At 71.5% G+C, this 26,808-nt stretch carries 27 protein-coding genes and 2 pseudogenes; 16 read left to right on the top strand and 13 right to left on the bottom strand.

Annotated elements, in window-relative coordinates; all coding sequences use genetic code 11:
- Positions 1-99 precede the first annotated feature (99 nt).
- The 5 genes from FVE25_RS44755 (at position 100) to FVE25_RS44770 (ending at position 3,145) form a co-directional block, all read left to right on the top strand.
- Complete coding sequence (locus tag FVE25_RS44755; protein WP_246268495.1) at positions 100-1,056, top strand: radical SAM protein; 957 nt, start codon at positions 100-102, stop codon at positions 1,054-1,056.
- Positions 1,057-1,129: 73 nt separating this feature from the next.
- The gene (locus FVE25_RS44760; protein WP_157253630.1) at positions 1,130-1,372 is read left to right on the top strand and encodes a hypothetical protein; all 243 of its coding nucleotides are present in this window, start codon (positions 1,130-1,132) and stop codon (positions 1,370-1,372) included.
- 13 nt (positions 1,373-1,385) lie between these two features.
- A complete protein-coding gene (locus FVE25_RS56600; RefSeq protein WP_281367972.1) occupies positions 1,386-1,514 on the top strand; it encodes a hypothetical protein in 129 nt (42 codons plus the stop codon).
- Positions 1,515-1,679: 165 nt separating this feature from the next.
- Positions 1,680-2,282: a TetR/AcrR family transcriptional regulator gene (locus FVE25_RS44765; RefSeq protein WP_157253631.1), complete on the top strand. Its 603-nt coding sequence runs from the start codon at positions 1,680-1,682 to the stop codon at positions 2,280-2,282.
- A gap of 11 nt (positions 2,283-2,293) precedes the next feature.
- Positions 2,294-3,145, top strand: coding sequence for an NAD(P)-dependent oxidoreductase (locus FVE25_RS44770; protein WP_157253632.1), 852 nt, complete (start codon positions 2,294-2,296; stop codon positions 3,143-3,145).
- Positions 3,146-3,237: 92 nt separating this feature from the next.
- Here the strand turns inward: FVE25_RS44770 and FVE25_RS44775 are convergent, their stop codons facing one another.
- From FVE25_RS44775 to FVE25_RS44785, 3 genes are read right to left on the bottom strand one after another with little or no spacing between them, the layout of a single operon-like run.
- On the bottom strand, positions 3,238-3,738 hold the full coding sequence (locus tag FVE25_RS44775; RefSeq protein WP_157253633.1) for a DUF1707 SHOCT-like domain-containing protein: 501 nt from the start codon (positions 3,736-3,738) through the stop codon (positions 3,238-3,240).
- A complete protein-coding gene (locus FVE25_RS44780) occupies positions 3,735-4,541 on the bottom strand; it encodes an ABC transporter permease (protein WP_157253634.1) in 807 nt (268 codons plus the stop codon). The genes FVE25_RS44775 and FVE25_RS44780 overlap by 4 nt, the downstream gene beginning before the upstream one ends.
- Positions 4,538-5,479 (bottom strand): ATP-binding cassette domain-containing protein, encoded by a 942-nt coding sequence (locus tag FVE25_RS44785; RefSeq protein ID WP_157253635.1) that lies wholly within the window; start codon positions 5,477-5,479, stop codon positions 4,538-4,540. The genes FVE25_RS44780 and FVE25_RS44785 overlap by 4 nt, the downstream gene beginning before the upstream one ends.
- A gap of 90 nt (positions 5,480-5,569) precedes the next feature.
- Here FVE25_RS44785 and FVE25_RS44790 point away from each other — a divergent pair, with 90 nt between their 5' ends.
- Both FVE25_RS44790 and FVE25_RS44795 read left to right on the top strand, forming a co-directional pair.
- On the top strand, positions 5,570-6,289 hold the full coding sequence (locus FVE25_RS44790) for a TetR/AcrR family transcriptional regulator (RefSeq protein ID WP_157253636.1): 720 nt from the start codon (positions 5,570-5,572) through the stop codon (positions 6,287-6,289).
- An 83-nt stretch (positions 6,290-6,372) separates the two neighbouring features.
- Positions 6,373-6,783, top strand: coding sequence for a hypothetical protein (locus FVE25_RS44795; RefSeq protein WP_157253637.1), 411 nt, complete (start codon positions 6,373-6,375; stop codon positions 6,781-6,783).
- Between the two features lie 18 nt (positions 6,784-6,801).
- Here FVE25_RS44795 and FVE25_RS44800 read toward each other — a convergent pair whose 3' ends face one another.
- From FVE25_RS44800 to FVE25_RS44810, 3 genes are all read right to left on the bottom strand, one after another.
- Positions 6,802-7,479, bottom strand: coding sequence for a recombinase family protein (locus tag FVE25_RS44800; RefSeq protein WP_157253638.1), 678 nt, complete (start codon positions 7,477-7,479; stop codon positions 6,802-6,804).
- A gap of 233 nt (positions 7,480-7,712) precedes the next feature.
- Positions 7,713-7,925, bottom strand: coding sequence for a winged helix-turn-helix transcriptional regulator (locus FVE25_RS44805; RefSeq protein WP_343046184.1), 213 nt, complete (start codon positions 7,923-7,925; stop codon positions 7,713-7,715).
- A gap of 315 nt (positions 7,926-8,240) precedes the next feature.
- On the bottom strand, positions 8,241-8,987 hold the full coding sequence (locus FVE25_RS44810; protein WP_157253639.1) for a TetR/AcrR family transcriptional regulator C-terminal domain-containing protein: 747 nt from the start codon (positions 8,985-8,987) through the stop codon (positions 8,241-8,243).
- Positions 8,988-9,111: 124 nt separating this feature from the next.
- On the opposite strand from FVE25_RS44810, the gene FVE25_RS44815 reads away from it, so the two are divergent.
- From FVE25_RS44815 to FVE25_RS44835, 5 genes are all read left to right on the top strand, one after another.
- The gene (locus FVE25_RS44815) at positions 9,112-10,611 is read left to right on the top strand and encodes an MFS transporter (RefSeq protein WP_157253640.1); all 1,500 of its coding nucleotides are present in this window, start codon (positions 9,112-9,114) and stop codon (positions 10,609-10,611) included.
- An 18-nt stretch (positions 10,612-10,629) separates the two neighbouring features.
- A complete protein-coding gene (locus FVE25_RS44820) occupies positions 10,630-10,824 on the top strand; it encodes a ferredoxin (RefSeq protein WP_157253641.1) in 195 nt (64 codons plus the stop codon).
- Positions 10,821-11,969 (top strand): NAD(P)/FAD-dependent oxidoreductase, encoded by a 1,149-nt coding sequence (locus FVE25_RS44825; protein ID WP_157253642.1) that lies wholly within the window; start codon positions 10,821-10,823, stop codon positions 11,967-11,969. Before FVE25_RS44820 ends, FVE25_RS44825 begins: the two co-directional genes overlap by 4 nt.
- Entirely contained in the window at positions 11,966-13,138 is a 1,173-nt protein-coding gene (locus tag FVE25_RS44830; RefSeq protein ID WP_157253643.1) for a cytochrome P450, read from the top strand. Before FVE25_RS44825 ends, FVE25_RS44830 begins: the two co-directional genes overlap by 4 nt.
- A 222-nt stretch (positions 13,139-13,360) precedes the next feature.
- Positions 13,361-13,858, top strand: coding sequence for a hypothetical protein (locus FVE25_RS44835; RefSeq protein WP_157253644.1), 498 nt, complete (start codon positions 13,361-13,363; stop codon positions 13,856-13,858).
- 281 nt (positions 13,859-14,139) lie between these two features.
- Here FVE25_RS44835 and FVE25_RS44840 read toward each other — a convergent pair whose 3' ends face one another.
- The gene (locus FVE25_RS44840) at positions 14,140-16,404 is read right to left on the bottom strand and encodes a S9 family peptidase (RefSeq protein ID WP_157253645.1); all 2,265 of its coding nucleotides are present in this window, start codon (positions 16,402-16,404) and stop codon (positions 14,140-14,142) included.
- Positions 16,405-16,510: 106 nt separating this feature from the next.
- Between FVE25_RS44840 and FVE25_RS44845 the strand changes: the two genes are divergently transcribed.
- Positions 16,511-17,104 carry a TetR/AcrR family transcriptional regulator gene (locus FVE25_RS44845; RefSeq protein ID WP_157253646.1) on the top strand — a complete coding sequence of 198 codons (594 nt, stop codon included), beginning with the start codon at positions 16,511-16,513 and terminating at the stop codon, positions 17,102-17,104.
- Between the two features lie 103 nt (positions 17,105-17,207).
- On the opposite strand, the gene FVE25_RS44850 is transcribed toward FVE25_RS44845, so the two are convergent.
- The gene (locus FVE25_RS44850) at positions 17,208-19,859 is read right to left on the bottom strand and encodes a Tn3 family transposase (protein ID WP_246268453.1); all 2,652 of its coding nucleotides are present in this window, start codon (positions 19,857-19,859) and stop codon (positions 17,208-17,210) included.
- Positions 19,860-19,945: 86 nt separating this feature from the next.
- A pseudogene (locus tag FVE25_RS55770) lies at positions 19,946-20,128 on the bottom strand (hypothetical protein); the annotation flags it as partial.
- Between the two features lie 208 nt (positions 20,129-20,336).
- On the opposite strand from FVE25_RS55770, the pseudogene FVE25_RS55775 reads away from it, so the two are divergent.
- Together FVE25_RS55775 and FVE25_RS44855 are read left to right on the top strand one after the other, a co-directional pair.
- Positions 20,337-20,609 (top strand): annotated as a pseudogene (locus FVE25_RS55775) (DPP IV N-terminal domain-containing protein); the annotation flags it as partial.
- A 146-nt stretch (positions 20,610-20,755) separates the two neighbouring features.
- Positions 20,756-21,661 carry an alpha/beta hydrolase family protein gene (locus tag FVE25_RS44855; protein WP_219825931.1) on the top strand — a complete coding sequence of 302 codons (906 nt, stop codon included), beginning with the start codon at positions 20,756-20,758 and terminating at the stop codon, positions 21,659-21,661.
- Here FVE25_RS44855 and FVE25_RS44860 read toward each other — a convergent pair whose 3' ends face one another.
- A complete protein-coding gene (locus FVE25_RS44860; RefSeq protein WP_157253647.1) occupies positions 21,662-22,318 on the bottom strand; it encodes a maleylpyruvate isomerase N-terminal domain-containing protein in 657 nt (218 codons plus the stop codon).
- A 128-nt stretch (positions 22,319-22,446) separates the two neighbouring features.
- On the bottom strand, positions 22,447-23,670 hold the full coding sequence (locus tag FVE25_RS44865; RefSeq protein WP_157253648.1) for a vanadium-dependent haloperoxidase: 1,224 nt from the start codon (positions 23,668-23,670) through the stop codon (positions 22,447-22,449).
- Positions 23,671-23,815: 145 nt separating this feature from the next.
- Between FVE25_RS44865 and FVE25_RS44870 the strand changes: the two genes are divergently transcribed.
- On the top strand, positions 23,816-24,538 hold the full coding sequence (locus tag FVE25_RS44870) for a phytanoyl-CoA dioxygenase family protein (protein WP_157253649.1): 723 nt from the start codon (positions 23,816-23,818) through the stop codon (positions 24,536-24,538).
- A 26-nt stretch (positions 24,539-24,564) separates the two neighbouring features.
- On the opposite strand, the gene FVE25_RS44875 is transcribed toward FVE25_RS44870, so the two are convergent.
- Together FVE25_RS44875 and FVE25_RS44880 are read right to left on the bottom strand one after the other, a co-directional pair.
- Complete coding sequence (locus tag FVE25_RS44875; RefSeq protein ID WP_157253650.1) at positions 24,565-25,077, bottom strand: XdhC family protein; 513 nt, start codon at positions 25,075-25,077, stop codon at positions 24,565-24,567.
- 56 nt (positions 25,078-25,133) lie between these two features.
- A complete protein-coding gene (locus tag FVE25_RS44880; protein WP_157253651.1) occupies positions 25,134-26,732 on the bottom strand; it encodes a serine/threonine-protein kinase in 1,599 nt (532 codons plus the stop codon).
- Positions 26,733-26,808 lie beyond the last annotated feature (76 nt).

The following is a 26,808-nucleotide window of genomic DNA, read 5'->3' on the forward strand; positions in this document are numbered from 1 at the left end:
CCTTCCAACAGAAAACTGGTACTTGCGTACCACTTTAAGCGATGGAGATTGGATCGAAGCGCTTGCACACCAAGTCGAAAGCGTGTTCCATTGAGAGTTGTGGAGTGGGACGCGCTTTCGCTGCTGGAGGCAGGCCAGGACCGGCCGCTGATCGAGCGGCGCTCGGTGCTGCGCGACGGCTTCTACGAAACCCAGGCCAAGACCATGATCGAGCGGGTCCCGCCGGCCGCGGGCATCGCCCAGCAGTGGAGCGTGTCGCCCTACCGCGGCTGCGCGCACGCCTGCCTGGGCTGCGGCGCCCGCGCCGGCCACCGCAGGCTGGGCCTGGACGCCGGGCGCGACTTCGACACCCGCATCGTGGTCAAGGCCAACGCCGCGGCGCGGCTGCGCCGGGAGCTGGCCCGCTGGGACGGCGCGCCGCTGGCCGTCGGCCTGAGCGGCGACTGCTACCAGCAGGCCGAGCAGACCTACCGGCAGATGCCCGGCATCATCACCGCGCTGCGCGATGCCGCCGTCCCCTTCACCGTCTACACCAAGAGCCCGCTCGTGCTGCGCGACGCAGCCCTGCTGGCCTCCTCCGGGGCCCAGGTGGCGATCTCGATCGCGTTCGTCGACGAGCGCATCCGCCGGGCCGTGGAGCCGGGCGCGCCCAGCGCGCAGGCCCGCCTGGAACTCGTGGCCGCGCTCACCGAGGCCGGGGTGGCCTGCCGGGTGCTGATGGCGCCCGTGCTGCCGCTGCTCAGCGACGCCACCGACCAGCTGGCCGCCACGGTGCGCCGCATCGCCGCCAGCGGGGCGGCCGGGGTGGAGGCCATCGTGCTGCGCCTGCCGCCGGCCACCCGCCGCTGGTACCTTTCGTGGCTGCGGCAGGCGCATCCGGCGCTGGCCGAGCGCTACGAGGAGCTCTACGACCGGGCCGGGCTGCCCGCCTGCGGCTACGAGCAGCGCATCCTCGGCCAGATCGCCCAGCTGTGCCGGCCGTACGGGCTGAGCTTCGGCCCGCCCGCTCCCCCGGCCCCCGCCCCGGCGCGGGCCGCGCAGCTGAGCCTGGTGTAGCGGCGCGGCGCCAGTCGGCGTCCCACCGGGGGCGGCCACCAGCGCGGGGCCCGGCAGGACGTACAGCTCGACGGTGCCGGAGCTGTGGCGGCGCGAGCCCCGGACGTTCCAGCCGGGGAAGTCGGCGGGCCTGCAGACCTTGCCGCAGAAGGCCGACGCGCACGGCTGCACACCGATGCTCCCGCTCCGGGTGAAGCCGCCGGGCACGACCGGGCCGATCAGCGCGCCGGCCTCCTGCGGCGCCACCGGGACGGCCTTGACCCGCACGTTCACCCCGACCGCGCGAAACGTCGCCGGTCGGCCGCGGGGTCGGTGATGGTGACGCCGACGTGGTCGGCGGCCTTCTGATGGCCACCGAAGGCCGCGCGCACGTGCTCCAGCCCGTCCGGCGCGCGGCGCCGCGGAGGCAGGTCTCGGCGGTGTCGTCGGGCGAGCGGGTACGGCGGGCGGCGTCCTGATGGATGGCCGGGTAGCGGGCGTCGTAGACCGCTTCGCAGCGATCGCGGTGTGGCACTCGATCTCCTTGTCTCACGGGGGCCGGACACCCGGGTGGGTGTCCGGCACCCCTCCCCCCGCGTCGCATTGTTGACTGATCGTTCCATTTTTGGGCTAAGGTGGGGAGCATGGCGCGGACGAGGGAATTCGACACCGGCGCCGTCGTCGAGCGGGCCATGGGGCTGTTCTGGCGGAAGGGCTACGCGGCCACCTCCATCCAGGACCTGGTCGAGGCCACCGGCGTCGGGCGCGGGTCGTTGTATGCCGCATTCGGCAGCAAGGACGGGCTGTATGAGGCGGCGCTGACGCGCTACGCCGAGCGTTCCGGCGCGGCCAACGCCGCCCGGCTCGGCCGCGACGCGCCGATCCGGCAGGTGCTGCGCGAGCTGCTGGTCTCCCTGGTGGAGGCAACCACGGCCGACCCGCAGCGGCGCGGCTGCCTGATCACCAACACCGCGACCGAGCGCCTGCCCGACGACCCGGTGGCCGCCCGGGTGGTCGGCCGGGCCCTGGACGGGCTGGCCGCGCAGGTGAGCGGGGCGCTGCGGCGCGCCCGCGAGGCCGGCGAGCTGGCGCCCGGGGCGGACGTGACGGCGCTGGCCGACCTGATCGTCACCGCCGTGCAGGGGCTGCGCGTGCAGGGCAAGGCCGGGGCCGACCGGCGGCGCCTGGTCGCGGTCGCAGATCTGGTGCTGGACGCCCTGCCCATCTGTAATGATCGTTCAATATAGGAGTTGGTGTCATGTCGACCGTCGCACTGCTGGGCACCGGGATCATGGGTGCCGCCATGGGGCGCAACCTGCTCAGGACCGGCCACCGGCTGAGCGTGTGGAACCGTACCCGTGAGCGCGCCCTGCCGCTGCAGGCCGATGGCGCCGTCGTGGCCGGCACGCCCGCGGAGGCGGTCGCCGGAGCCGACGTGATCATCACCATGCTGGCCGACGGGCCCGCGGTGGCCCAGGCCATGGCCCAGGCCGCGCCCGCGCTGTCGGCCGGGCAGGTGTGGGCGCAGATGAGCACCGTCGGCGTGCGCGCCCTGGACGAGCTCGGCGCCCTGGCCGCCGGGCACGGCCTGGTCTTCGTGGACGCGCCCGTGCAGGGCACCCGCCAGCCCGCCGAGGCCGGGACGCTGGTCGTGCTGGCCGCCGGGCCGCGGGATCCGCGCCTGGCCTCGGTGTTCGACGCGGTGGGCGGCAAGGTCGTGCACGTGGGCGAGGTGGGCGCCGCCACCCGGCTCAAGCTGGCCGTCATCACCTTCGGGATCTCGCTGACCTCCGCGCTGGGCGAGGCGCTGGCCCTGGCCAAGGCCCTGGACGTGCCGGCGGCGGGCTTCGCCGAGGTCGTCACCGGCGGCCCCATGGACAGCCCCTTCGCCCAGGCCAAGATCGCCGCGATCGCGGCCGGGGACTACACGCCGAGCTTCACCGTCGGCAACGCCGAGACCGCCACCCGCCTGATCGCCGAGGCCGCCGCCCTGGCCGGGGTGAGCGTGGACCTCACCGAGGCCGCCGGCGCCCGCTTCCGCCGCGCCGAGGCCCGCGGCCACGGCGCGCAGGACATGGCCGCCGGCTACTTCGCCAGCTTCCCGGACTGAAACCAGACCTTCCCACACTAAAACCGGGCCTTCCCACGCTGAAACCGGGGCGTCCACGCTGAAACCGGGGCGTCCACGCTGAAACCGGGGCGTCAAAGCCAGGCGTGGCGGATCGTCACCCGGCCCAGCCCCACGGCGCCGGAGATGCGGATCCGCGGCCCCGCGCCGCCGGCGCGGCGCGGGGGCCGGTAGCGGGCCTCCTTCCAGCCCGCGAGCCCCTCCAGGTCGACGATCGCCTCGCGCGGCAGCGTGATGCGGGCCCGGCCGGTGCCCAGGCGCAGTTCGATGTCGACCACCGGATGGTCGATGGTCGCCCGCGACAGGTCCAGGCGCACCCGGCCCAGCGCGGAGGCCACCGTGAGGGTGCGCGGCACCCGCCAGGCGCCGCGCCGCACGATGCGCCCGCCGACGGCGGTGATCGTGGCCGCGCCCTCGTCCGGGAGTGCGGCCAGCGCCGCGGTGAGCTCGCCGCGCGTGGTGGCGCTCAGCACCCGGTGCAGCAGGCCGTCCATCTCCTCGTGCGGGACGTGCCCGGCGGCGTATGCCTCCTGCAGCCGCAGCACGGCCGCCTCGCGCTCTTCCCGGCCGATCATCGTCCCGCGCGCGTGTAGGCGCGCAGCGACAGCGGCACGAAGACCGCCAGCAGCACGGCCGACCACAGCAGGACGGCGGCCACCGGGTGCGCCAGCGGCCAGGCCACCGGCCCGGAGGGGCCGCCCGGGTTGCCGAACAGCTGCCGGCAGGCGGCGGTCAGCGCGCTGACCGGGTTCCAGTCGGCCAGCAAGCGCAGCCAGGCCGGCATGCCCCCGGTCGGGACGAACGCGTTCGACAGCATCGTGAACGGCAGGAACAGCGGCACCAGCGTGTCGGCGACCTGGTCGTTCTTCACCGCCAGGCCCACGTACACCCCCACCCAGCTCAGCGCGTACCGCAGCACGATCATCAGCAGGAACGCCTGGGCCGCGGGGATCGGGCCGCGGTGCGGCTGCCAGCCCACCAGCAGGCCCGCGCCCACCATGATGGCCAGCATCAGCAGGCCGGTCAGCAGGTCGGCGCCGCTTTGCCCGAACGGCACCGCCAGGCGCGCCATCGGCATGGAGCGGAAGCGGTCCATCACCCCGCGGGAGGCGTCGCCGGCCATCCGCGTCATGACCCCCGCCACCGAGGAGAAGGTCACCATCGCGAACAGGCCGGGCATGAGGTACTCGCGGTAGTCGCCGCCGCCCGGCACCTGGATCGCGCTGCCGAAGACGTAGCCGAACAGCACCACCATGATGGCCGGGAAGATCAGCGCCCCGGCGAGCTGGCCGGGTTCTTGCCGCAGCCGGCCCAGCTCGCGGCCGACCAGGGTCAGCCCGTCGGCCAGCGTCCAGCGCAGGCGGGTGTAGGCGCTCATCGCACGGGCTCCTTCCGGTCGGTCAGGCGCAGGAACACCTCGTCCAGGGTGGGGCGGCGCAGCCGTACGTCGGCCGCGGCGACCCCGGCGCGGTCGAGCTCGCGCACGATGTCGGCCAGCCGCGGGCCGCCGCCGGGCAGGGCGACGCTGAGCAGGCCCTCGTCCGTGGCCGCGGGATCGGTCCCGGCCAGGGCGCTGAGCACGCCGGCGGCCGGGCGCAGCGCGGCGGGGTCTTCGACGACCACGTCGAGGCGGTCGCCGATCGTGGCCTTCAGCTCGTCGGGGGTGCCGGTGGCGATCACCCGGCCGTGGTCGATGACGGCGATGTCGTCGGCCAGCCGGTCGGCCTCGTCCAGGTACTGCGTGGTCAGCAGCACCGTGGTGCCCTCGGCCACCAGCTCGCGGACGCTGTCCCAGATCTCGCCGCGGCTGCGCGGGTCCAGGCCGGTGGTCGGCTCGTCCAGGAAGAGCACCTCGGGGCGCAGGATGAGGCAGGCGATCAGGTCGAGGCGGCGCCGCATGCCGCCGGAGTAGCCGGCGACCTGCCGGTCGGCGGCCTCCATCAGGCCGAAGCGCTCCAGCAGCTCATCGGCCCGCAGCCGCGCCCGGCGCCGCGACAGGTGGGACAGGCGCCCGAACATGCGCAGGTTGCCGCGGCCGGTGAGCTTGTCGTCCACGGCGGCGTACTGGCCCGCCAGCCCGATCCGCTCCCGTACCTTGCCCGCCTGGCCGACGACGTCGTATCCGGCGATCCGGGCGTGCCCGGCGTCGGGGTCGGACAGGGTCGCCAGGATGCGCACCGCGCTCGTCTTGCCGGCGCCGTTGGGGCCGAGCACGCCGCAGACGGTGCCCGCGGGGATGCTCAGGTCCAGGCCGCGCAGGGCGTGGGTGTCGCCGAAGGACTTGTGCAGCCCCTCGGCGACCACGATCGGTTCCATCGTCTACCCCTCCACTGGGTACGTTGTACGCGCTTTATGGCGGCCAGGTTAAATTACTGGGTACTATGTACGCAAGTGGGAGGTGCGCCGGTGACCGACGCCGAATACGTGAACATCTGGATGCGGCCCGAGCGCCCGGCCCGGGGGCCCAGGCCGGCCTACAGCCGCGCGCAGATCACCGAGGCGGCGATCCGGATCGCCGACGCCGAGGGGCTGGAGGCCGCCACCATGCGGCGCATCGCCGCCGAGATCGGCGCGGGCGCGATGTCGCTCTACCGCTACGTCCCCAGCCGCGACAACCTGGTCGAGCTCATGGCCGACCGGCTCATGGGCGAGATCGACGTCACGGGCATGCCCTCGGGCGAGTGGCGCGCCGACCTGACCCGCTACGCCGGCGGGCTGCGGGCCATGTGGCTGAGGCACCCCTGGATCGCCGGCGTGCAGCGCTCGCTGCCCAGCTTCGGCCCCAACCAGCTGCGCCTGATCGAAGCGCTGATGGGGGCGCTGGACCCCTTCGTCTCCATCGACGAGAACCTCGGCCTGACGGCCATGCTGAACAGCTACGTCGAGGGCGCCGTCCGCGAGGAGATCAGCTCGGCCGGGGAGGTGCGCCGCAGCGGGCTGAGCGAGTCGCAGTGGATGGCGCGCAGCTCCCCCTACATCGAGCAGCTGGTCGGAAGCGGCGACTACCCGATCTTCACCAAGATCGTGACGGAGGCCCGCCAGCTCCACCTGAGCCGCGACGAGCAGTTCCGGCACGGCCTGGCCCGCGTCCTGGACTGCATCGCCGCCGCCATCCCCCCGCCCTGACAACCGTTCGCCCTTGCGCACACTGTTCCCCATGAGTACGGTGTACCCGTCAAGCGACTGACGTGCTCATGGAGGCAGCCCTCATGACCGACAACACCCGCCTGGACGCCTCCGCGTACCGGGCCGCCGAACAGCTGATGCGCAACAACCGCGGCAACCTCGTGCACGGCGCCAAAGTCCGGCCCACCTGGATCGACGGCGGCACCCGCTTCTGGTACACCGTGAGCACCGGCGCCGGCCGCCGCTTCGTGCTGGTCGACCCCGGGGCCGGCACCCGTGAGCTCGCCTTCGACCACGAACGCCTGGCCGCCGCGCTGAGTGCGGCCTCCGGGCGGCACGCCGACGCGGCGGCGCTGCCGCTGAGCGCGCTGGAGTTCGGCCAGGGCACGCTCTCGTTCCGGACCGGCGACGGCCTGCACTGGACCTGCGCCCTGGACACCTACACGGCCCTCTGCTCCCGAAGGCGTCCCCAGCCCCAAAGTAGCTGTGAGTGATCTTGGTTGCGGGGGTCGTTAGGTTGCCGAACCGGGCTGGTTGGGGAGGAGATCGGCGAGGGCGGTCCGTATGGCGGCGCGGCTGACACCGTGGGCGCGGGCGAGCGCGGCGATCGAGGTGCCGTGGTCGGTGAACGTCGATCGCACCTCTTCAAGCCGGGTACCGGTGAGCGCGGGCGGGCGGCCTCGATAGCGACCTTCGGCCTCGGCGGCGGCGATCCCCTCGACGGTGAGCTCGTTCTGGATGTCACGCTGGAACTGGTCAACTGCGGTGATCACGTTGATGATGACGGCGGTGGTGGCGTCGCCTGCGGCCAGGTCGTGGAAGTTCGACAGCGGTCCGGACAGGACGCGCAGGGCGACGCCGCGGGCTTGGCACCAGTTGCGGACGGCGTGGATGTCGAGCAGGTCGCGGCAGAGCCGGAACAGCTCGGAGACTGTCAGGGTGTCGCCGGGGTGTGCCTTGGCGGCGATCTTGCCGAACGCGGGCCGGTCGAGGGCGGGGATCTTGGAGGTGGTGGCGGGGTCCTCGAAGAGCAGGACGCCGTCGGCAGGCCGGAATCCCTCGGCGACGCCTTCGGTGCGCATGAGAAGGCCGGCCTCGGTGAGGATGTGGCGCTGGCGCAGCAGGGACTGGGTCGCGGTGGAGACGCGGGAGTAGACGATCTGCACCGGGCTCTCCTCGGGAAGGGGCAAGGCCCGATTTTCCTGTCGGATAATCCTGTCGTCAATTCAGGCACCGAATCGGCCGCGCGACGCCCCTATTCGTCCCTCGGTGCCCGATCTCCGAGAGGGTGCCTGGGCCGGTTCGATGCCTGTCGGGAAACCACCTAATCCCGACAGGCCACCCTGTCGGGATTGGCCGCGGAGGCGAGTTGGGTGATGGTGCCGCAGGCGATGTCGTCGTCGGGATCGGGTGGTGCCACCCGCTATATCACGCTGGGCGACGGCGACAGTCGCCGTGTGATCCGGTCGAACAGCTCCGTCAGCGGCTCGCCGATGTCCTGGCCGAAGTCAGTCAGCCCGTAGGTGACCTGGGGCGGCGTTGTCGGCTCGACCTCCCGCCAGACCAGGCCGTCCTGGACCAGTGCGCGCAGGAGAGATTTCGAACGGAATCCGGCGTTAAGGCCGGGCAGCTGGATTGCCTACACGCTCATGCCGTAAACCGGGGGCGCTTGCGCTTGCGCTTGCCGGTCGCGGCGCCACTCCAGGCTTTTGAGGAAGTCGATCGTGGAGGAACGGCTGCGGGAGATCGACGCCGAAGGTACCTGACCAGCATCGCGACGGGGATCGCCCCCGCTGTCGGCACCCGCGTACGGCCCCACGGAAGGCGTGCAGAGCCCCCAGTGATCAGCGGGAGGCGACAGTAGCTCGCTGACCGGTTGCAAAGACCGGCGTGAGCACTGCCACCGGCCTCAGCGCCACCACCGCGCCCCTGCTGGCCGCTCGCAAGCGGGTCAATGGCCGTCGTGGCTGTCCGCAGAGGTGAGCCAGGTCTGCAGGCCGTCCAGGAACAGGTCAAGCCGGCGGTCGAAGTCCGCCTCGCTGGTGCCGTGCGGGTTCTTTCCGTGCTGGATGGCGTACAGCTTGCGCAGGCGCGGGTACGGCTGTGCCGCCTTCTCGGCCGCCGGCCATACCTGCTCGACCAGGTCGCGCTCGGACTGTCCGCTGCGGGCCAGCATCGTCAGGTACGCGGCTTCGCTGATCGCCGACCCGAGGACGTAGGCGATCAGCGTGTTCAGCGCGTGGTCGGCCTGTTCCAGGGTGAAGCCGCCGCGCTCGAACATGGCGAGGATGTCCTCCGAGGCGCGCATCATGTTCGGGCCGAGGAAGACCAGGCCCGCCTCGCCGATCACCGAGCCGAACCACGGATGGCGCAAGATCACCGAGCGCAGGCTGCGCGCGGTGCGGACGGCGCCGCCCCGCCAGTCGGCCGATTCCCCGGCTACCTCGATCTCGCCGTAGATCTGGTCCACGACCAGCTCGAGGAGTTCGTCCTTGCTGCTCACATGGTAGTAGAGCGCCGGGGCGACGGCGCCGAGCCGGCTGCCGAGCCGGCGCATCGTCAGCGCGTCGATGCCCTCTTCGTCGAGCAGCCGGATCGCCTCGGACACGATCTGCTCGCGGCTCAGCTCGGGCCGTGCCCGCCTCGTGCGCGCCGGGCGGGTCCACACCGAGCCGAGCGCCTGCTCATCGCCTGACATGCGACCTCCTCCATCCCGGCCAAGCATAGCCGCCTGTTGAACAACGTAAGACTTCGTGTACGGTGTTGGCAGTTTCTAACAGCGTTAAAACTGCCAAACAACGTTCAAGAAGGAGGTGTCGCGGATGGAACGACATCCCCGGCGCTGGCTGATCCTGGCCGTCCTGTGCCTGTGCACTCTGGTCCTGGTCGTCGACAACGGCGTACTCACCGTGGCGATCCCGACCCTCACCCGTGACCTGGGCGCCACCGCTCAGGACATCCAGTGGATCACCGCGTCCTACATCCTGGTCTTCGCCGGACTGCTGCTGACCGCCGGCAGCCTGTCCGACCGCTTCGGCCGGCGCCGCGTCATGATCATCGGACTGGTGGTCTTCGGAGTCGCCTCGGCGCTGGCCACCTACGCGGCCGGCCCCGGTCAGCTGATCATCGGCCGGATCCTCATGGGCCTCGGCGGCGCGCTGGTCATGCCCAGCACGCTGTCGATCCTCATCACCGTCTTCGACGATGACGAGCGGCGCAGGGCGACCTCCCTCTGGAGCTCGGCCCTGATGCTCGGCGTGATCGGCGGCCCGGTTCTGGGCGGTGTGCTGATCTCCACGTTCTGGTGGGGGTCGGTGTTCCTGATCAACGTGCCGGTCGCCGTCGTGGCGATCATCGCGGCGCTGGCGTGGATGCCGGAGTCCAAGGCCCCCGCGCGCAAGGCCGACCCGCCGGGCGTGGTGCTGTCGGCGCTCGGGATGAGCGCGCTCGTCTGGGCGATCATCGAGCTTCCCCGGCACGGCTTCGCCCATCCGCTCGTCCTCACCGCGCTCGGGGTGGGCGCGGTGGCCATGGTCACCTTCGTGCTCTGGCAGGCACGCGCGCCGTACCCGATGGTGCCTCTCGCGCTCTTCCGCGACCGCAACTTCACCGGCGGCAGCCTGGCCCTGGTCCTGGTCCAGGTGGGCACCTCGGGACTGCTGCTGGCGCTGCCGCAATACCTGCAGTTCGTCCTCGGCTACACACCGACCCAGGCCGGCCTGGCGATCGCCCCCATGGCACTGGCCACCATCGCCGCCAACGCCGTCGGCGGCGCGCTCGGCAACCGGATCGGCAACCGCCCCCTGGCCGTCATCGGAATCGCCGTGCTGGCCACCGGCTTCGCCTTCCTCGCCACCACCTCGCCCGGCGACGGCTACGGGAGCGTGGTCACGGCCCTGGTCCTGTTCGGCGTGGGAACCGGGCTGGCCCAGCCGGCGGCCGTGGCGGCGCTGATGGGCGCGGTACCGCACGAGCACGCAGGCGTCGGATCGGCGCTCAACGACACCATGCAGCAGGGCGGCGGCGCACTCGGCGTGGCCGTCCTGGGCAGCGTGCTGGCATCGGCGTTCACCGCGGCCATGCCCGACACGGCCACCGAGCACGCGCGGCGCTCGATCAGCGACGCACTCGGCGTGGCCGCCCGCACCGCCGACACCGCCCTGGCCGAAACCGCCACAACCGCGTTCACCACCGCGATGTCCGTCACCTCCGTCGCCGGAGGCGTCCTCGCGCTGGCCGGAGCCGCCCTGGCCTTCCTGCTCATCCGCGACCGCAAGGGCCTGCGGGCCGTGCCGGACATCGTCTCTGGCACCCATCACTGAAGCCAAAGGAACCCAGTCATGCACATTGAGGTGGACACTCCCGCCTGCATCGGCGCCGGCCAGTGCGTCCTGCTCGCACCTGACGTCTTCGACCAGCGCGACGACGACGGCCTCGTCGTACTCCTGCGACCACAACCCTCCCCAGAGTTCCAGGAGGTGACCCGCGAGGCGGCCCAGGTATGCCCGGCCATGGCGATCAAGATCACTGAATGAACCGGATCGTGATCGTCGGCGCCTCCATCGCCGGGCTCAGCGCCGCCCAGACACTGCGGCGCGAGGGTTTCGAGGGGCACCTGACCCTGGTGGGCGCGGAACCGCACCTGCCCTACGACCGGCCACCGCTGTCCAAACAGGTACTCGCGGGCACCTGGGAACCAGAGCGGATCCAGCCTTTCGACACCGGCCACTACGCCGACCTCGGCGTACACCTGCGGCTGGGGCGAGCGGCCACCGCCGTGGACCTGCCCGGCAAGGCCGTCGTCCTGGACGACGAGCGGCTCGGCTACGACGGCCTGATCATCGCCACCGGTGTCTGTCCCCGCCGCCCGCCCTGGCCCCACGTGCACGTGCTGCGCACCGTGGACGACGCGGTACGGCTGAGCACCGCCCTGCGGCACCTGCCCCGCCTGGCAGTGATCGGCGCCGGCTTCCTCGGCGCGGAGGTCGCCGCCACCGCCCGCACCCTCGGCTGCGACGTCACGCTGATCGACCCGGCTCCCCAGCCGATGGCCCGCCAGCTCGGTCCCCGGCTCGGCGCCCGCGTCGCCCGCCTGCACCGGGAACACGGTGTCATCGTGCACACCACCACGAACGTGCTGCGCGTGACACCGAACGGTGTGGAAACACACGACGGCAGGTTCGTCCAGGCCGACCTCGTCGTCGCGGCCATCGGCTGCACTCCCGCGACCGCGTGGCTGGCCGGCTCCGGGCTCCCGCTCGGCGACGGCATCGAGTGCGACGACCGCGGCCGCGCCGCACCCGCCGTATACGCCGCCGGCGACGTCGCCAGCTGGCACAACCCGGCGTTCGGCACCCGGATGCGGCTCGAACATCGGCTCAACGCCGCCGAACAGGCGGCCGCCGTCGCCCGCAACCTGCTCGGCGCCGACCGCCCCTACGCTCCGATCCCGTACTTCTGGAGCGACCAGTTCACCACCAAGATCCAGGCGTACGGGATCCTCCCGGCCGACGCCGAGATCACCCTCGAACACGGATCACTCACCGGCGACCGGTTCGTCGTCGCCTACCGCCGCCACGGCCACACGGTCGGGCTGCTCGGCTGGAACAGCCCGCGCGAGCTCCGCACCCTGCGCGCCGCCTGGCGACCCATCACCCCTGCGACAAGGAGCATGACATGACGGAGTTTCCCCACGAGCGTCCCGCGCGATGCCCGTTCGATCCCCCCGCGGAGCTGGCCGAGCTGCGTGAGCAGCGGCCGATCACCCGGCTGGCCTTCGCCGACGGCCACCAGGGCTGGCTGGTGACCAGCTACGCCCTGGTCCGGCAGGTGCTCGCCGACCCGCGCTTCTCCTCCCGATATGAGCTGCAGCATCACCCGCTGGTCCCCGCCGGGACCGGCCCGATGCCGCCCGCGCCGGTCGGGGACCTGTCCGGGATGGACGCCCCCGGGCACACCCGGTTGCGCAAGCTGCTGACCGGTCAGTTCACCGTGCGCCGGATGCGGCAGCTCACCGGACGCGTCGAGGAGGTCACCGCCGAGCACCTGGACGCCATGCAACGGCAGGGCCCGCCACTCGACCTGCTCAAGGCCTACGCGCAGCCAATCCCCGCGGTCATGATCTGTGAACTGCTCGGCGTGCCGTACGAGGATCGCGAGAACTTCCGCAGGCACGCGGCCGACGGCATCGCCGCCTCCACCCCAGAGGTCCAGTTCACCGCGTTCGCCGCGCTCGCCGAGTACATCGGCGAGCTCGTGACGGCCAAGCGAGCCCATCCGACCGACGACGTGCTCAGCGACCTGACCGGCACCGACCTGTCAGATGAGGAGCTCGCCGGCGTCGGAACTCTGCTGCTGGGGGCAGGTCTGGACACCACCGCCAACATGATCGCCCTCGGCACCTTCGCCCTGCTGCGACATCCCGGCCAACTCGCCGCGTTGCGCGAGGACCCGGACCTGGCCGGCCCGGCGGTGGAGGAGCTGATGCGCTACCTGACCATCGCCCACACCGGGATCCGCACGGCACTGGAGGACGTCGAGGTGGACGGCCACCTGATCAAGGCCGGCGAGACGGTGGTCCTGGCGGCCAACGCCGCCAACCGCGACCCGGCCAGGTTCCCCGACCCCGACACCCTTGACCTGAACCGCAACGCCACCGGGCACCTGGGCTTCGCCCACGGCATCCACCAGTGCATCGGCCAGCAACTGGCCCGCGTCGAACTGCGCGTCGCCCTTCCCGCGCTGGTCACCCGCTTCCCCCATCTGCGCCTGGCCGTGGCGCCAGAACAGGTGCCGACGCGCACCGACTCCCACATCTACGGCGTACGCGAACTACCGGTCACCTTCTAGAGAAAACCCAGCACCAGACGGCCCCTGGCCAGCCGCACCTGCTGGACGCCATCCGGGTCAGAGCCGGGTGGCGTCCGGGCCCCGCCGGATCGTCACGTGAACGCGGCCCCGACGATCTGCTCCTTGGTCAGCATGCGCCCACCCAGCCCGAGTTGAACTTTGATCAAATCGACGTTACCGTCGTTGAACTAAGTTCAAATCTTTGTGTGAGGAGATCCCCTCGTGTTCGTCGTTGTCGCCCTTCAAGTCCTGACGGCCCTGACGTACGTGATCGTTCCGCTTGTCGGCCACCGGTACGGCACCGCCGCCCAGCAAGCAGCCGAGACCGAGATCCGGCGCCAGGGCCACGCCCCCGCCCTCCTGGTCAAGCACGGCCTCGACTTCACCGCCGGCACCGCCAGCGTGGTGGTCTCGATGCTGATCGCCGCGGACCTGGCGGCGCTCGCCGTACTGAACCTCGGCGACCAGCCACTGTTCACCTGGATCCTGCAGCCCATCCTGCTGATCGCCGGCGGCTTCGTCACCACCACCCAGGTTTTCGTCGACCGCTACGTGGAGCGCGCACTCAGCAAGTCCGGCACCACAACCATCGACACCAAGGCACTGATGGGGGCAGCCAAGGAAACCTTCCCCGGCTGGTTCCGGCCCCTGGTCATGACCCGCTTCCTCCTCACGACGGCGGGCTCGCTGGCCATCCTCGTCTCGCTGGCGGTTTCCTGACCCGGCAATCGAGGTCCTTGCGGTGGTCGTAGATCGCCATCCAGGACGAGAACCAGGCACCTAGCGCGGTTCCGCTGGTCAGCGACCCCGTCTCGCTCGTCCGAACGTGGTCAACGCCGGATTTCGCTCCAAAGCGCCGCTGGCGTTGGAGATGCGGCGGCGGCGCGGATGGTGCAGAGGCCGCCCGGTACGCAGCCGGCTGGATCGACGCGTGCCGGCCGCTGTCGGCGCGTAGCGAGCGAGAGACACGACCGTGGTGTGGCCGGAGGAGGCGAGCGGGTTCAGCTGAACAGGCTGACGATCAGGTCCATGCTGGGTGCGACCGGTGTGAGGCGGTGCCGCGGCGGTTCGACTCCCATGAGGTTGCGGAGGAGGAAGTCCCACTTACGCCGGTTGACGTGGTGTTCGTAGCCGATGAAGAAATGCTCGGCGCCGGGGACGATGAGGAGTTCGACGTCCTTGTCGGCGGCGATGAGGCGTTCGGCGAGCCGTAGCGAGTGGTGGGCGTGGACGATGTCGTCCACGCCGCCGTGGATCAGCAGGAGCTTGCCGTCGAGCCGGTCGGCCAGCTCCACGTTCGATGAACGGGCCCAGGCGGCCGGGTCCAAGCCGTCGTAGGCTTCCGCGAACTGCAGGTGGAACAGGCGGGTGTCGTGGTTGCCCGACTCGGCGACGCCGACCTTGTAGACGTCGGGGAAGGCGAGCATGGCGCGGACGGTGGCGAATCCGCCGCCGGAGTGGCCGGTGACGCCCACGCGGTCGAGGTCCATCCAGGGGCGGGTAGCGGCCAGTTGCCGCAGGGCGGCAACGTGGTCGTCGATGCCGCCCGCGGCCGCCTGGTTGCCGTAGGAGGCATCGTGGAAGGCCTTGTCCCGGCCGGGGGTTCCCCGCCCGTCGACGGCGACCACGACGAAGCCGAGCGCGGCCAGAACCTCGGCTTCCTGGCCGAGGATCCCCGGGTGGAAGGCGGGCGAGACGCGGGTGGTCTGCGGGCCGGGGTAGACGTGGTCGATGACCGGGTATCGGCGGCCGGGGTCGAAGTCGTGCGGCCGGTAGATGACCCCGTAGACGTCGGTGACGCCGTCGGCCGCGGTGGCCCGGAAGCGTTGCGGAGGGGTCCAGCCGGTCGCGAGCAGCGGGGTGATGTCGGCCCGCTCCAGTTCGACCAGCACCCGGCCGTCCCATCCGCGCACGGTGGTCACCGTAGGCAACTCGACCGTGGAGGCCGAGTCGATGAAGCAGTCCTTGCCAGGGGCGAGGGTGACGACGTGGTGCAGGCCGTCGTCGGTGATGCGGGCGAAGCCGGTGCCGTCGAGGTTGATCCGGCACACCGAATGGCGGTAGGGATCCTCGGCTACCAGGCCGGCTGCGGTGAAGTAGAGCACGCCTGCCGGTTCGTCGACGCGCAGGATGCGCTGCACCGCCCAGGCGCCCGAGGTGACCTGCCGAATGGGTGTGCCGGTGCGCGCGTCGTACAGGTAAAGGTGGCCCCAGCCGTCGCGCTGGGAGTACCACAGCACCTGTGATCCGCCGGACAGGACAGCGATGATCGGCTCCGCCCCCGTCTGGTTCGGCTCGACGCGGGTCGAGCCGCTCTCGCTCAGCACCCTGCGTACTTCCCCGGTCGCCGGGTCGAGCCGGTTCAGGTGCAGGGAACGCAGGTCGCGGGGCTGGCTCAGGAAGTACACGGCCGAGCCGTCTTCGGCCCACCAGGCCCAGCCGGAGGCGATCGGCGACTGCAGCGGCATGGGTTCCGGGGCGGTGCGGGCCTTGACGACGTGGCAGGTCGCCGCGTCGATCACCACGAACTCCCCTTGCGACATGTGGGCGTCACCGGGGTAGGCGTAGCGCTGGGTGATCGGCCGCGGGGCACCGCCGTCGGCCGGCAACTCCTCCATGATCTGGGTACGGCGGACCGCACGCTGGTCGGTGCGGTGCGTCAGCACGCGCGTCGAGTCGGGCGACCAGGCAAGGGCGGGCGGCAGGTGGCTGCGCAACCCCAGCTTGTTCGGCAGCACCGATGGCGCGAACGGCGTGGCGCCGTACTCCTCATCCTCCCGGCCGTCGGTCGTCAGGGGCCACTCCCGGCCGTCGGCCACCGAGCGCGCCCACAGGTCGTGACCGCGCAGGAACGCCACCAGCTTGCCGTCCGGCGAGGGCACTTCGAGGAAACCGGGGCCGTGGACGGTGGCCGGGGCCGCGGGCGTACAGGAGTAGGTGTCCAGTCGGCAGCTCCAGAAGGAGCCGAAGGCGAAGAATCCGACCGCGTCCCGGCTCAACGCGATGGCGGAGAACGGCAGCGCGCCCGGGTTCACCTCCTGCCCGGTGGCGGCCGCCAGCGCGACGGCCAGGCGGTCATGGTCGAAGACGGGCTCGCGGGATCCGGCGACGGGATCGACGAGAATGAAGCGCCTGCCCTCGCGGGCGTCCACGGTGTACCAGAAGCGGGCGCCGTCCCACTGCGGGTTGATCTTGTCGCCGCGTACCAGGCCCGCTCGGTTGTGCCGGAGCAGGCGCTCGGCCGCTTGGTATCGGGTTGCGTCCATCGTGATCACTCCACACGTTAGGCTTCTAAACGAATCGTTTCGTTTTGCAGGATGGCATCGGATGCCGAGACGTGTCAAAACGAATCGTTTCGTTTAGGGTGTGGGTATGACGAGAGCCCCGAACCCAGACCGCCGCCGGGACGCAAGCCGCAAAGCGACCCTGGCCGCGGCGCTGGAGTTGTGCGTGGAGCGGGGATACGCCGCGGTGACCGTCGACGCCATCGCCACCCGCGCCGGCGTCAGCAAGGCCACCATCTACCGCTGGTGGCCCGCCAAAAGCGCGATCGTCCTGGAAGCGGTCGATGAGGCCGCGCCCATCCCGGAGACCTTCCCCGACACCGGCGACCTGGCCGCCGACCTGCACACCTGGCTCAGCGGCATCCACGGCGTCTTCCACGACCCGCGCCTCGGCCCGGCCTTCACCGGCGTGCTCGCCGAAAGCCAGCTGGATGCGAACCTCGCCCACCAGCTACGCGAACGACTGATCAACCACCGAGTCGCTCAGCTCGAGGAACGCATGACCAAGGCGCGAAAGAACAACGAGCTCGCCCCCGACGCCGATCTCGAAGTGGCGCTGGACATCCTCCACTCACCCATCTACCGAAGGCAGGCGCTGCACTACCCGCTGCCCGATGACACCTACCTGACCAGGCTCATCACGCTCGTCATGCGGGCCATCGGACCCACTCACGCCAACTGACCCACACCAGGCCACAGCTCTGGACGGTCGCTGATCATTCCAAAGCTTCGATCCAGAGCGCCAGCTTCTCGACGCTCAACACGCTTCGCACAAATGAGTCATCTCAGGCGGCCAGGCCGAGGTCGAGGCGGCGTTCCATGTCGATGTCGATCCGACCGTACAGGTTGGCGTTCGACCAGAACAGAGGCGACAGGCCCCGTTTGTCGGCGTCGGTCATCTTCTCCTGCCAGGCCGGATCCTTCAGGACGGACTGAACCAGCAGGGTGTTGATGAACACCAGGGCGGACTGCAGCAGGTGCAGACTCAGCATGGAGACCTCTTGGTGCTCCTTGTCGCTGCCGGGCAGGGTGCCGGCGCTGCCGTAGAACAGGTCGGTGTTGGCCGAATTCCAGTTCTCCACCACCTGCAGCCCCTCGTGAATCTCCCGACGCAGCTCTTGGGAGGCGACGTACTCGGCGACGAAGATGCTCTTGACCGCCTTGCCGAGTTCCTCGATCGCTCTATAAGTGGGGTGCTTGGGGCCGCCGCGGGTGAAGCGGCGCAGCACTTGCTCGGCCTCGGCCGTCCCCAGCCGCAGGGCGGTGGCGTACTTGACCAGCTGGTCGTACTGCTGAGCGATGATCTTCCAGTCGATCGGCTTGTCGGACACCATGCCGCTCAGGCTGGAAGGAACCGGATCGTCGGCGTCGGCTTTCACCAGCTTCTGCTGGGCGATCTTCTTCATCCGCGGCAGCAGCTTGAACCCCAGCAAGTAGGAGAAGGCGAACCCGACCACGGACTGACCATGACTATCGGTGTACTGGCGGTCGATGGTGGCGTCGGTGCAGTGCCGCAGCACGCCCTCCATCATCGCGGCGACCTCGGAGGCGTTGCAGGTCCGCAGCTGGGAGTAGACGCACACCGACTTGCGGTCCACGTGCCAGTAGATCATGACGCCGGGGCCGCCGTAGCGGGCGTGGTATTCGGTCATCAGGTTCGACGACCATGACCCGAACTTCTTCGAGTCCGACGCGCACGCGGTCCCGTTGCCCCACCACAGCGGGTCGCGCATCTTCAGGGTGGCGTTGACCAGGGCGGCGATCGCCTTGCGCAGGTCGTCGCGGTTGACGAACAGGTGGCGGGTCGCCCGCAGCGCCGCTTCGGTCTCACCGTGGTGGCCGCTGTCGGCGACCCGTTTGATCCCCACGTTCGTGCCCAGCGCGTACAGGACCAGCAGCAGGCGTTTGCGGATCACCTCGCGCGGGGTCGCCTCCCGGGTGGCGACCGTGGTGAAGGCGTCGGTGAAGTCGGTGACGAAGTCCGACTCCTTCAAGAAGTCCAGCAGGTCGATGATCCCCCAGCGAGCGGCGACCTCGGTGTGCAGCGCCCGCAGGTTCTCCGGCACCTTCAGCTTGCCCAGGTCAGGGATGTGCCAGCGCGGCTCGCCGCAGTGCGTCTTCACCTTCGTCCCGCCGGACTTGTTCCTGGCCAGCGCTTCCCCGCACGCCGCCATCGAGGCGCGCATCGCCTCCTTCAACGTCTCGATGAACACCGTGGCGTCCAGCGGCTGGCGCAGTTCCTCGTAGTGGACGTCGCGGTTGTCCTCGAAGTCCGCCGGCAAGTCCTCGTCGGGGTTGCGCCAGCGGCGTGCGCCGGCGACGTAGATCTCGCGGCGGCGCAGTGCGTCCTTCAACGACACGATCACGCACAGCTCGTAGGAGGCCCGCTCGATGACCCCGTTCTCATCGACCACCGCTTCCAACCAGCCGTCCGGCACCACGCCCTCGATCGGGACGTTCTCCGAGGCGTCGTAGTGGCGGGTCGTGTTCGGGATATCGGCGTAGCGCTGCAGCAGGTCCAGCGCGTCCATCACCGGCCGGTAGGCGGTGTTGTTGCACTTGAACTCGAGCGCGGCCAGCAGCTTGGGCAGCATCCGCCGGTAGTAGGAGGTGTAGGAGCTGGTCAGCACGATGCGCACCTGGGCCTTGAACGTCTTGGCGTCCGCCTTCGCCTCGGTCACCAGCGCCTTCAGTGTCGCCTCCCCGCCCGGCACCGCGGGAAACACCACCTGCCGGACCGTGCCCTCTGGCCGGCGCAGCGAAGCCTCGGCAATCGAGAACAGCTTCTCGGTCTTGCGATGCACCTTCTTGGCCTCCGCCGCGATCGCCCGCTCAACCTTCCGCTCCGCCCTGGTGTTGATCTTCGACACCAGGCCGATGAACAGATCCACCAGCGCATCCGTGATCTCCGTCGTCCGCGACCAGGCCAGCGCCGCCATCAACGTCAACCGGATCGCCGGCGGATTGGCCGCGAAGTCCGACGGATGCGAGGCCATCGACCGGGCCCGCCAGGAGGCCACCAGCCGATCCGAGTAGCCGCCGAACAGATCCGCCGGCAACCCGAGGGTCTTGGCCCGCCGCAGCTTGACGATCTCCTCCAGCAACGTCTCCAGGCCCAGCCGTCCGGGGTCGGACTTCAGCTCCTGCAGGAACCCGTCCTCGCCTGTCGCCAGCTCCCACAACGCCCGCGCCGAGTCCGCCGACAACCCGTTCAGCACATGCAGGCAGAACTTCCGCTCAAACCGGGCCCGGCCTGCGCCCACGATCCGGTCCATCCGGCCCGGCGGTTCGATCTGTAGCTTCCGGCAGCGAGGCAGCAGCGCCGCCCGCAGCCCTTCGTCGGTGAACACCATCGGACAGATCTTTTTCGCCAGCCAACCGGCCAGCACGTCCTCATCCGCCCGGGTCGACTCCCGAAACCCCAGCGCTTCCCGCACCTGCGCCCGGTGGTACTCGATCGTGGACCCCGACCACCGATACTCCGAAACAGCGTAGCGTCGACCTTCACCTGCCCGGCCATGTAGTCCACCGCCGCTCGCGGCACCTCACCCGCATGTCGCGGGAACCGGCCTTCCTGCTCGAAGAACTTCAGCAGCAGGCCGAAACCCAGACGGGTCGCCCCCGTCTTGTTCCCCACCAGATCCCAGTCGCTGTCCAGCAGCGTCCACGCCGCGATCAGCTCCTCAGGCTCCCACTCCCGGCGCATCTCCGCCGCTCCCTTTGCCAGACCGACCCCCGAGAACAAGGCACACGATCGAACGGGAAACACCCCCTACGCCCCGGTACGCGCGATTCGTGACGACTACGAACCGCAACCGTGATCTAGCTCATCGCTACTTTGGGGCTGGGGACGCCTTCGGGAGCAGGACGCCTACACGTGCACCCGCACCGAGGCCGCCCCACCGGCCGGCTTCATGGAACCCGCCTCGCCCGACGGCCGGCACACGCTCTTCCTGCGCGCGCACGACCTGTGGCTGCGCACGGTCAAGGACGGCCGCGAGCGGGCGCTGACCGGCGACGGCGAGGCCGACCTCGCCTACGGCCTCAGCCCCTTCTCCCCGGCCGTCCTGCTGAACAAGCTCGGCCTGCCCGGCCCGCCGCCCGCCGTGGCCTGGTCACCGGACTCCACCCGCGTCCTGACCCACCGCACCGACCAGCGCCGCGTGCGCCGCACCCACCTCGTCACCCGGGTCGAACCCGCACAGTTCGGACGGCCGATGGTCAAGGTCCTGGCCAGCGGCGAGGTGCTGTGGTACTCCCAGCGCGACGGCTGGGGTCACCTCTATCTGTACGGCGGGCGGGCCGAGCGCCAGATCACCTCGGGGCCTGGGCGGTGCGGGAGATCCTGCACGTCGACGAGGCCGAGCGGGTGGTCTACTTCGTCGCCACCGGCCTGGTCGCCGAGGACCCCTACCGGCGCTCGCTCTGCCGGGCCGCGCTGGACGGCTCCGGCTTCGCCCGCATCACCGGCGACGACCTGGACCACGAGGTCACCGTGTCTGCCAACCGGGAGTACGTCATCGACTCCGCCTCCACCACGAGCCTGCCCCCGGTGATCAGCGTGCGCGGCTGGGACGGCGCCGTCCGCGTCGAACTGGAGCGCGCCGACATCTCCCGCCTGCTGGCCACCGGCTGGTCGGCCCCGGAGCGCTTCCGGGTCAAGGCCGCCGACGGCGTCACCGACGTCTACGGCATCGTGTACAAGCCCCACGGCTTCGACCCGCGGCGCACCTACCCGGTGATCGACCGCCCCTACCCGGGGCCGCACGCCAACCGGGTCAGTCCCGCCTTCGACTCCGGCATCCTCGGGCACGAGGCCGAGCCCATCTTCCCCGACGTCTACAAGGTCGGCGTCGCCGAGGCCGGCAACCACGACAACCGCTTCTACCACGCCGGCTGGGGCGAGGCATACGACGGCCCCGACTACGTCCGCTCCTCCAACGTCGAGGCCGCCGACCGCATCCGGGGCAAGCTGCTGCTCATCCACGGCGGCAGCGACGACAACGTCCACCCGCACCTGACCCTGCGCCTGGCCGAGCGGCTCATCGCCCTGGACAAGGACGTCGACATGTTCATCATCCCCGGCGCCGAGCACGCCTTCGTGGGCTACGAGCACCAGGTCTCCCGGCGCAGGTGGGACTACCTCGTCCGCAACCTGCTGGGCGTGGAGCCGCCGGAGGACTACCGCATCGCGCCGACGGCGATCGATGGGGAGATGCCGGCCGAGTTGTTCGGCTGATCAGCCCAGGACCAACGGGAGTTTCGCCGCCAGCTCCCCCAGCTCGGCCCTCTGCGCGGCGCTCGGGGCGCGGCGGCCGGTGCCGACCAGCAGCGCCTCGGCGTCGGAGAAGGCCGCGGGGAACGCGCTGGCGGCGATCTTCTCCAGCATCTCGCGGGTCCTGGCCAGCCCGTCGGCGGGTGGCCCCGGCACGCCGGGCAGGTGGGCGACCAGGTCGAGGTGGTGCAGCGTCCACTCCAGGACATAGGCATCCAGATAGTCGCCCGCGGTCAGGACCTGGTCCTTGGTGCCGACCCGCATCGCCGGATCGGCCAGCACGGCGGCCCGGCCGGCGGCGGCGCCGAGGTCGTCGAGGTGGAACTTCAGCAGCCGAGGCTCCTGGTAGGCGGCGGCCAGCCGGACGATCAGCGCGTCGAGCGGGTCCTCGCCGGTGGGCGGCGTCTGGGAGAGGGTCCAGTAGGTCACCGCGTCGTGGGTGGGCTCGCTCTGCGCGGGCGTGGCCAGGGTGATCAGGACGTCCTGGGCGTCGATGATCAGATGGCAGGCCAGGTCGCGGACCAGCCAGCCGGCGCACCCGGACGGCTGCGCGAATGCCTCGTCGGGGAGGTCGGCGACCGCCGTGCGCAACGCCGCCCAGGAGCGTGAGAAGAGATCCACCTTGGCAACCTAGTCCGGGGCCGCGCCGGCGGACAAGCGCATAACCCCCGAGCCGGGCGCATGGATCGCGCCTGGAGCCCTGACCACTCCAGGCGCGGTCCATGCGCCGGCCCCGGGCCGCGGGGCGCTCAGAGCAACAGGGCCGGCAGGTGGAGCAGGGCGTTGAGGGTGACGCGCCGGCCGAGCTGGGCGCCGTCGTCGTCGGCGTCGCGGGTGTGGATGCCCGACCACACGCGGGCGTCGAGGTTCTCCTGGGTGAACTGGCGCCAGCTCGTGTACGTGCGGTCGGCGCCGGGCGCGGCCGAACTCGCCACGGTGATCGGCTGCTGCGGGCGCGAGCCGGTCAGCGCGGTGAGCACCTGCTCGGCCGAGGCGGCGACGGCGGCGTGACCGGAGACGTAGTCGGGATGCGGGGGCGTGTCGTGCAGCGGGGTCCAGGCAGGGTGGCCGCCGGCGCGCAGGGCGGTGACCGGGCGCCAGCGCGCGTGCGCGTACTTGGCGTCGGCCACGGCGATCTGGGTGTCGACCGAGGCCACGTGGAAGGCCGCCACCAGGCCGGCGCGGGCGGCCGTCGGCCAGGTCGCCCTCTGAGCCAGGGCGCCGCGCAGGATCTGGGTGAAGATCGGCAGCGGGGTGGTGGCCCAGAACTGCGCCACCGCCGTCTGCTCCGGGGTGCGCACGGCGGAGTCGGCGGCGCCGTACACGCGCACCTCCTCCAGGTCGCGGCGGTAGGCGGCCGAGTCCAGCGGGTCGGGGGCCGGCCGGTACCGCGCGCCGTCGGGCAGCAGGAAGGGGCGGGCGTTGCGCAGGCCGTACTGGATGCCGGGCTCGTAGCGCGGCGGCGTCGGCTGCCAGACGCCGGGGGCGGGCGGCTGCGGGTGGTAGGGGGCGTTCACCGAGGCCGGATCCAGGCCGTCGCCGGTGCGGGCCGACAGCAGCGCGGCGGTTTCCGCCTTTCCTGCGGCGATGCCGCGATCCTTGGCGGGCCCGTCGGGGATGCGCGCCAGCGTGCCGGCCAGAACGGCGTCCAGCTGCGGCTTTCCCGGCGGGGCGAAGTCGAGCAGCGCCGCGTGCACGGCGCAGGCCAGCGCGGCCTCCTGATAGGCGGTGCCCGCCAGCGGCTCGCGCAGCAGGGCGCGCGTGGCCGCCGTCCAGCCGATCGCCCACACGCGCGAGTTGGTGACCGCGGCCGAGGCGCCGCCCAGCCTGACGGTCAAAGCGGAGGCGTCATACCATTCCAGGGCGACATCGACCGCCCCCGCCGCGGTGCGGGCGGTCGCGGGGGCTGCGGTGAGCGTGGTCGGCAGTACGGCCAGCACGAGCACGGCCGCTATCCGGGATAAGCGCGACATCGAGCCGGTGGTCCTTTCTGTGGGAATCCCTCGGGGCCACGCTCGTCCCGGCGGCGATCAGCGGCAACCCCTAGCGACGCCTTGGCCTGCGGGTCTGGGGTGACGCAGGGGTAAATCGGTGGACAGCGTCGCTAACGTGGCGGGTATGCAGATCATCGATGAGGAGCGTTTCGCCGCCGACGGTTTCGCCAAGGTCGAGGCGGTGGTGGCACGGCAGGTGGCCGACGCGGCCCGGGATCTGCTGTGGCGGCAGATCGGCCTGTCCCCCGGCGAGCCGTCCGGCTGGCGTGAGCCCGTGGTGTGGGCCTCCGACATGACCGGCGCCGGCCCGTTCGGCGAGATCATGAACAGCCCCCGCCTGCACGCCGCCTACGACGCCGTCGCCGGTCCGGGCGGCTGGCTGCCGCGCGGCAGCCTGGGCATGATCCCCGTCCGCTTCCCCCGGCTTCCGCCGGCCGACGACCGGGGCTGGCACATCGACCTCAACACCCAGCGCCCCGACGGCACGTGGGGCACCAGTGCGCGCTCGCAGACGATGCTGCTGCTGATCCTGCTGTCGGAGGTGGGCCCCGACGACGCGCCCACCCGGGTCCGGGCCGGCTCGCATCGCGACGCCTTCGCCGTCCTGGGCGAGGAGGCCCTGGAGCACACCGAGGCCGGCCCGCTGGTCGAGGCGGCCAGCCGGGAGCGGCCCGTCGTGCACGCCACCGGCGAGCCCGGCGACGTGTACCTGCTGCACCCCTACACCGTGCACGCGGCCGACGAGCACCGCGGCACCCGGCCGCGGTTCATGTCGCAGGGACCGGTCATGCTCAAGCGAGCGGTGACCGGGCAGAGCGACACGTTGCTGGACCGCGCCCTGCGGTAGCACGCGCGCCCGGAGGATCAACGGGTTCAGAAGGTGAACCCGCCCGGCCGCCCGTTGCGGTCGGCGATCAGCCCGGCCAGGGTGGCCAGCGCGATCTCGGGCGGCGTCTGGGAGCCGATGTTGAGCCCGATGGGCCGGCGCACCCGCGCGATCTCCTCCTCCGGCACCCCCAGCTCGGCCAGCGCCTTCACGTGCGGGCCGGTGTGCCGGGCACTTCCCATGATCCCGATCCAGCGGGCGGAGGTCTTCAGCAGCTCCCGCAGAACCGGCCCGATCTCTGGCCGATGGTGATCGGTCAACACGACGTCGGCGCCGTCGAGGAAGCCGCCCGCCCGCCTCTCGGCCCGCACCCCTGCCAGCCCCCGGGCGGGGTCGGGCTCGAACAGAACGGGCGTGAACCCGAGCTCGGCGCCGAAGCGCAGCAGGCACTCGGCGACGGGCGAGGCGAACACCGCCACCAGCCTGCGCTCGTCCCGCCCCTGGGGCGGGTGCCCGTGGGCGGCCTCACACGCCGGGTCCTCGTCATGGCTGTGCGTCATAGGGGCAGTCTGCGCGCCGCGCCCGCCTCAGGACAACCGGCCGTGCCGGGCCCGCCTCAGGACAGCCGGCAGGTGACCTCGGTCGCCATCGCGCTGGCCGGTTTGTCGGCCACGGCGCTGCGTCCCGGGTACTTCCACTGGCACACCTGCGAGGCGGAGATCATGCTTCCGCTCAGGCACCACAGGTTGTCCCAGCTGCCGCCCGCCATGGTCGCCCCCTGCGCCTTGCAGTAGCCGTGCGCGTCGTCGAACGTGATCGTCCCCTGCGCGGGCTCGGGCGGCTTCGTGCTCGGCGGCGGCGTGGTCTTGGTGGTGGGCCGCGCCGTGGTCTTCTTGGTGGGTTTCGTGCTGGTGGGCGGGTCGCCGGGCACGACCGGCGCCGTCGTGGCCGGCGGTTTGGGGGTACGGCTCGGCGTGCCGCGCGAGGAGCGCTCCGGTGAGGCGACCGGGCTGGGCAGCACCTGCGCCGACTGCGAGCGCTTGGTGGCGCCGGGGCCGCCGGAGGGAGTGGGCGTGCCGGCGGCGGGGGTGCCGATCTCCGTGACGGGCGCCGAGGTGCCGGGCGGCGAGGTGACGGTGGTGGCAGAGGGCTGCGGAAGGGCGTTCATGGGAGTCGAGCCCATGGCCCGGTTGCCCGAGGCCCCCGGCGCCAGGGCGAAGTACCCTGCCACAGCCGCGGCCAGCAGCGCGGCGCCCGCCGTACCGAGAACGAGCCCGCGGCGCCGCCGCGCGACGGGCACGGCCGCGGCGGTCACCGGGCCGACGGCGGCGCCCGCGGGGATCCCGGGCACGTCCGGCGCGGCGAACCCGCCGGCGGCCGCGCGCCCGATCGGCACGGTCTCCCAGGCGGGCGGCGGCAGCGCCCGCAGGCGCTCGATCACCTGGGCCGCGCTGGGCCGCCGGGACGCGTCCTTCTCCAGGCACTGGGCCAGCAGCTCGCGCAGCGGCCCGTCCAGGCCGGCGAGGTCGGGCTCGCCGTTCAGGATGAGGTGGAGAATGCCGGGAATGGAGTCGGCGACGAAGGCGCGCCGCCCGGTGGCGGCGTAGACCATGGTCGCGCCCCAGGTGAACACGTCGGCCGCCGCCCCGACGTCGCCGCCGGCGATCTGCTCCGGCGCCATGTAGGCGGGGCTGCCGATGGGCTGGCTGCTGACGACCGACTGGCTGAGGTCGAGCGCGCGGGCGATGCCGAAGTCGATGACGACGGGCCCGTCGGGGCCCAGCAGCACGTTGCCGGGTTTGAAGTCGCGGTGCACCACGCCGGCTTCGTGGATGGCGGCCAGCGCGGTGGCGGTGTTGACGGCCAAGCGCTGCAGCGCGGCGGCCCCGCGCGGGCCGTTGTCGCGCACGCTGTCCTGCAGCGACGGCCCCTTGACGTACTCACTGACGATGTACGGCCTGGCCCCCACGAACCCGGAGTCGAGCACATGGGCGGTACAGAACGGGGCGACCCGCTTGGCGGTGCCGACCTCGCGCAGGAAGCGCTGCTGTTCGCGGTGGTCGGCCATGAGGTGGGGGTGCAGCAGCTTGACCGCCACGGGGACGCCGTCGCCGGAGCGGGCGAGGTAGACGGTGCCCTGGCCGCCGGAGCCGAGCCGCCCTTCGAGGCGATAGGACCCGACCGCGCGCGGATCCTCGTCTAACAGGGGCAACACCTCGGGCACCAAGCCTCCCAGTCAAGTCGGCCAAGATCGTACCAAAGCCACACACACCCCGGTTAAGCAACCTACG

Source organism: Nonomuraea typhae (assembly GCF_009760925.1).
Lineage (GTDB): Bacteria > Actinomycetota > Actinomycetes > Streptosporangiales > Streptosporangiaceae > Nonomuraea > Nonomuraea typhae.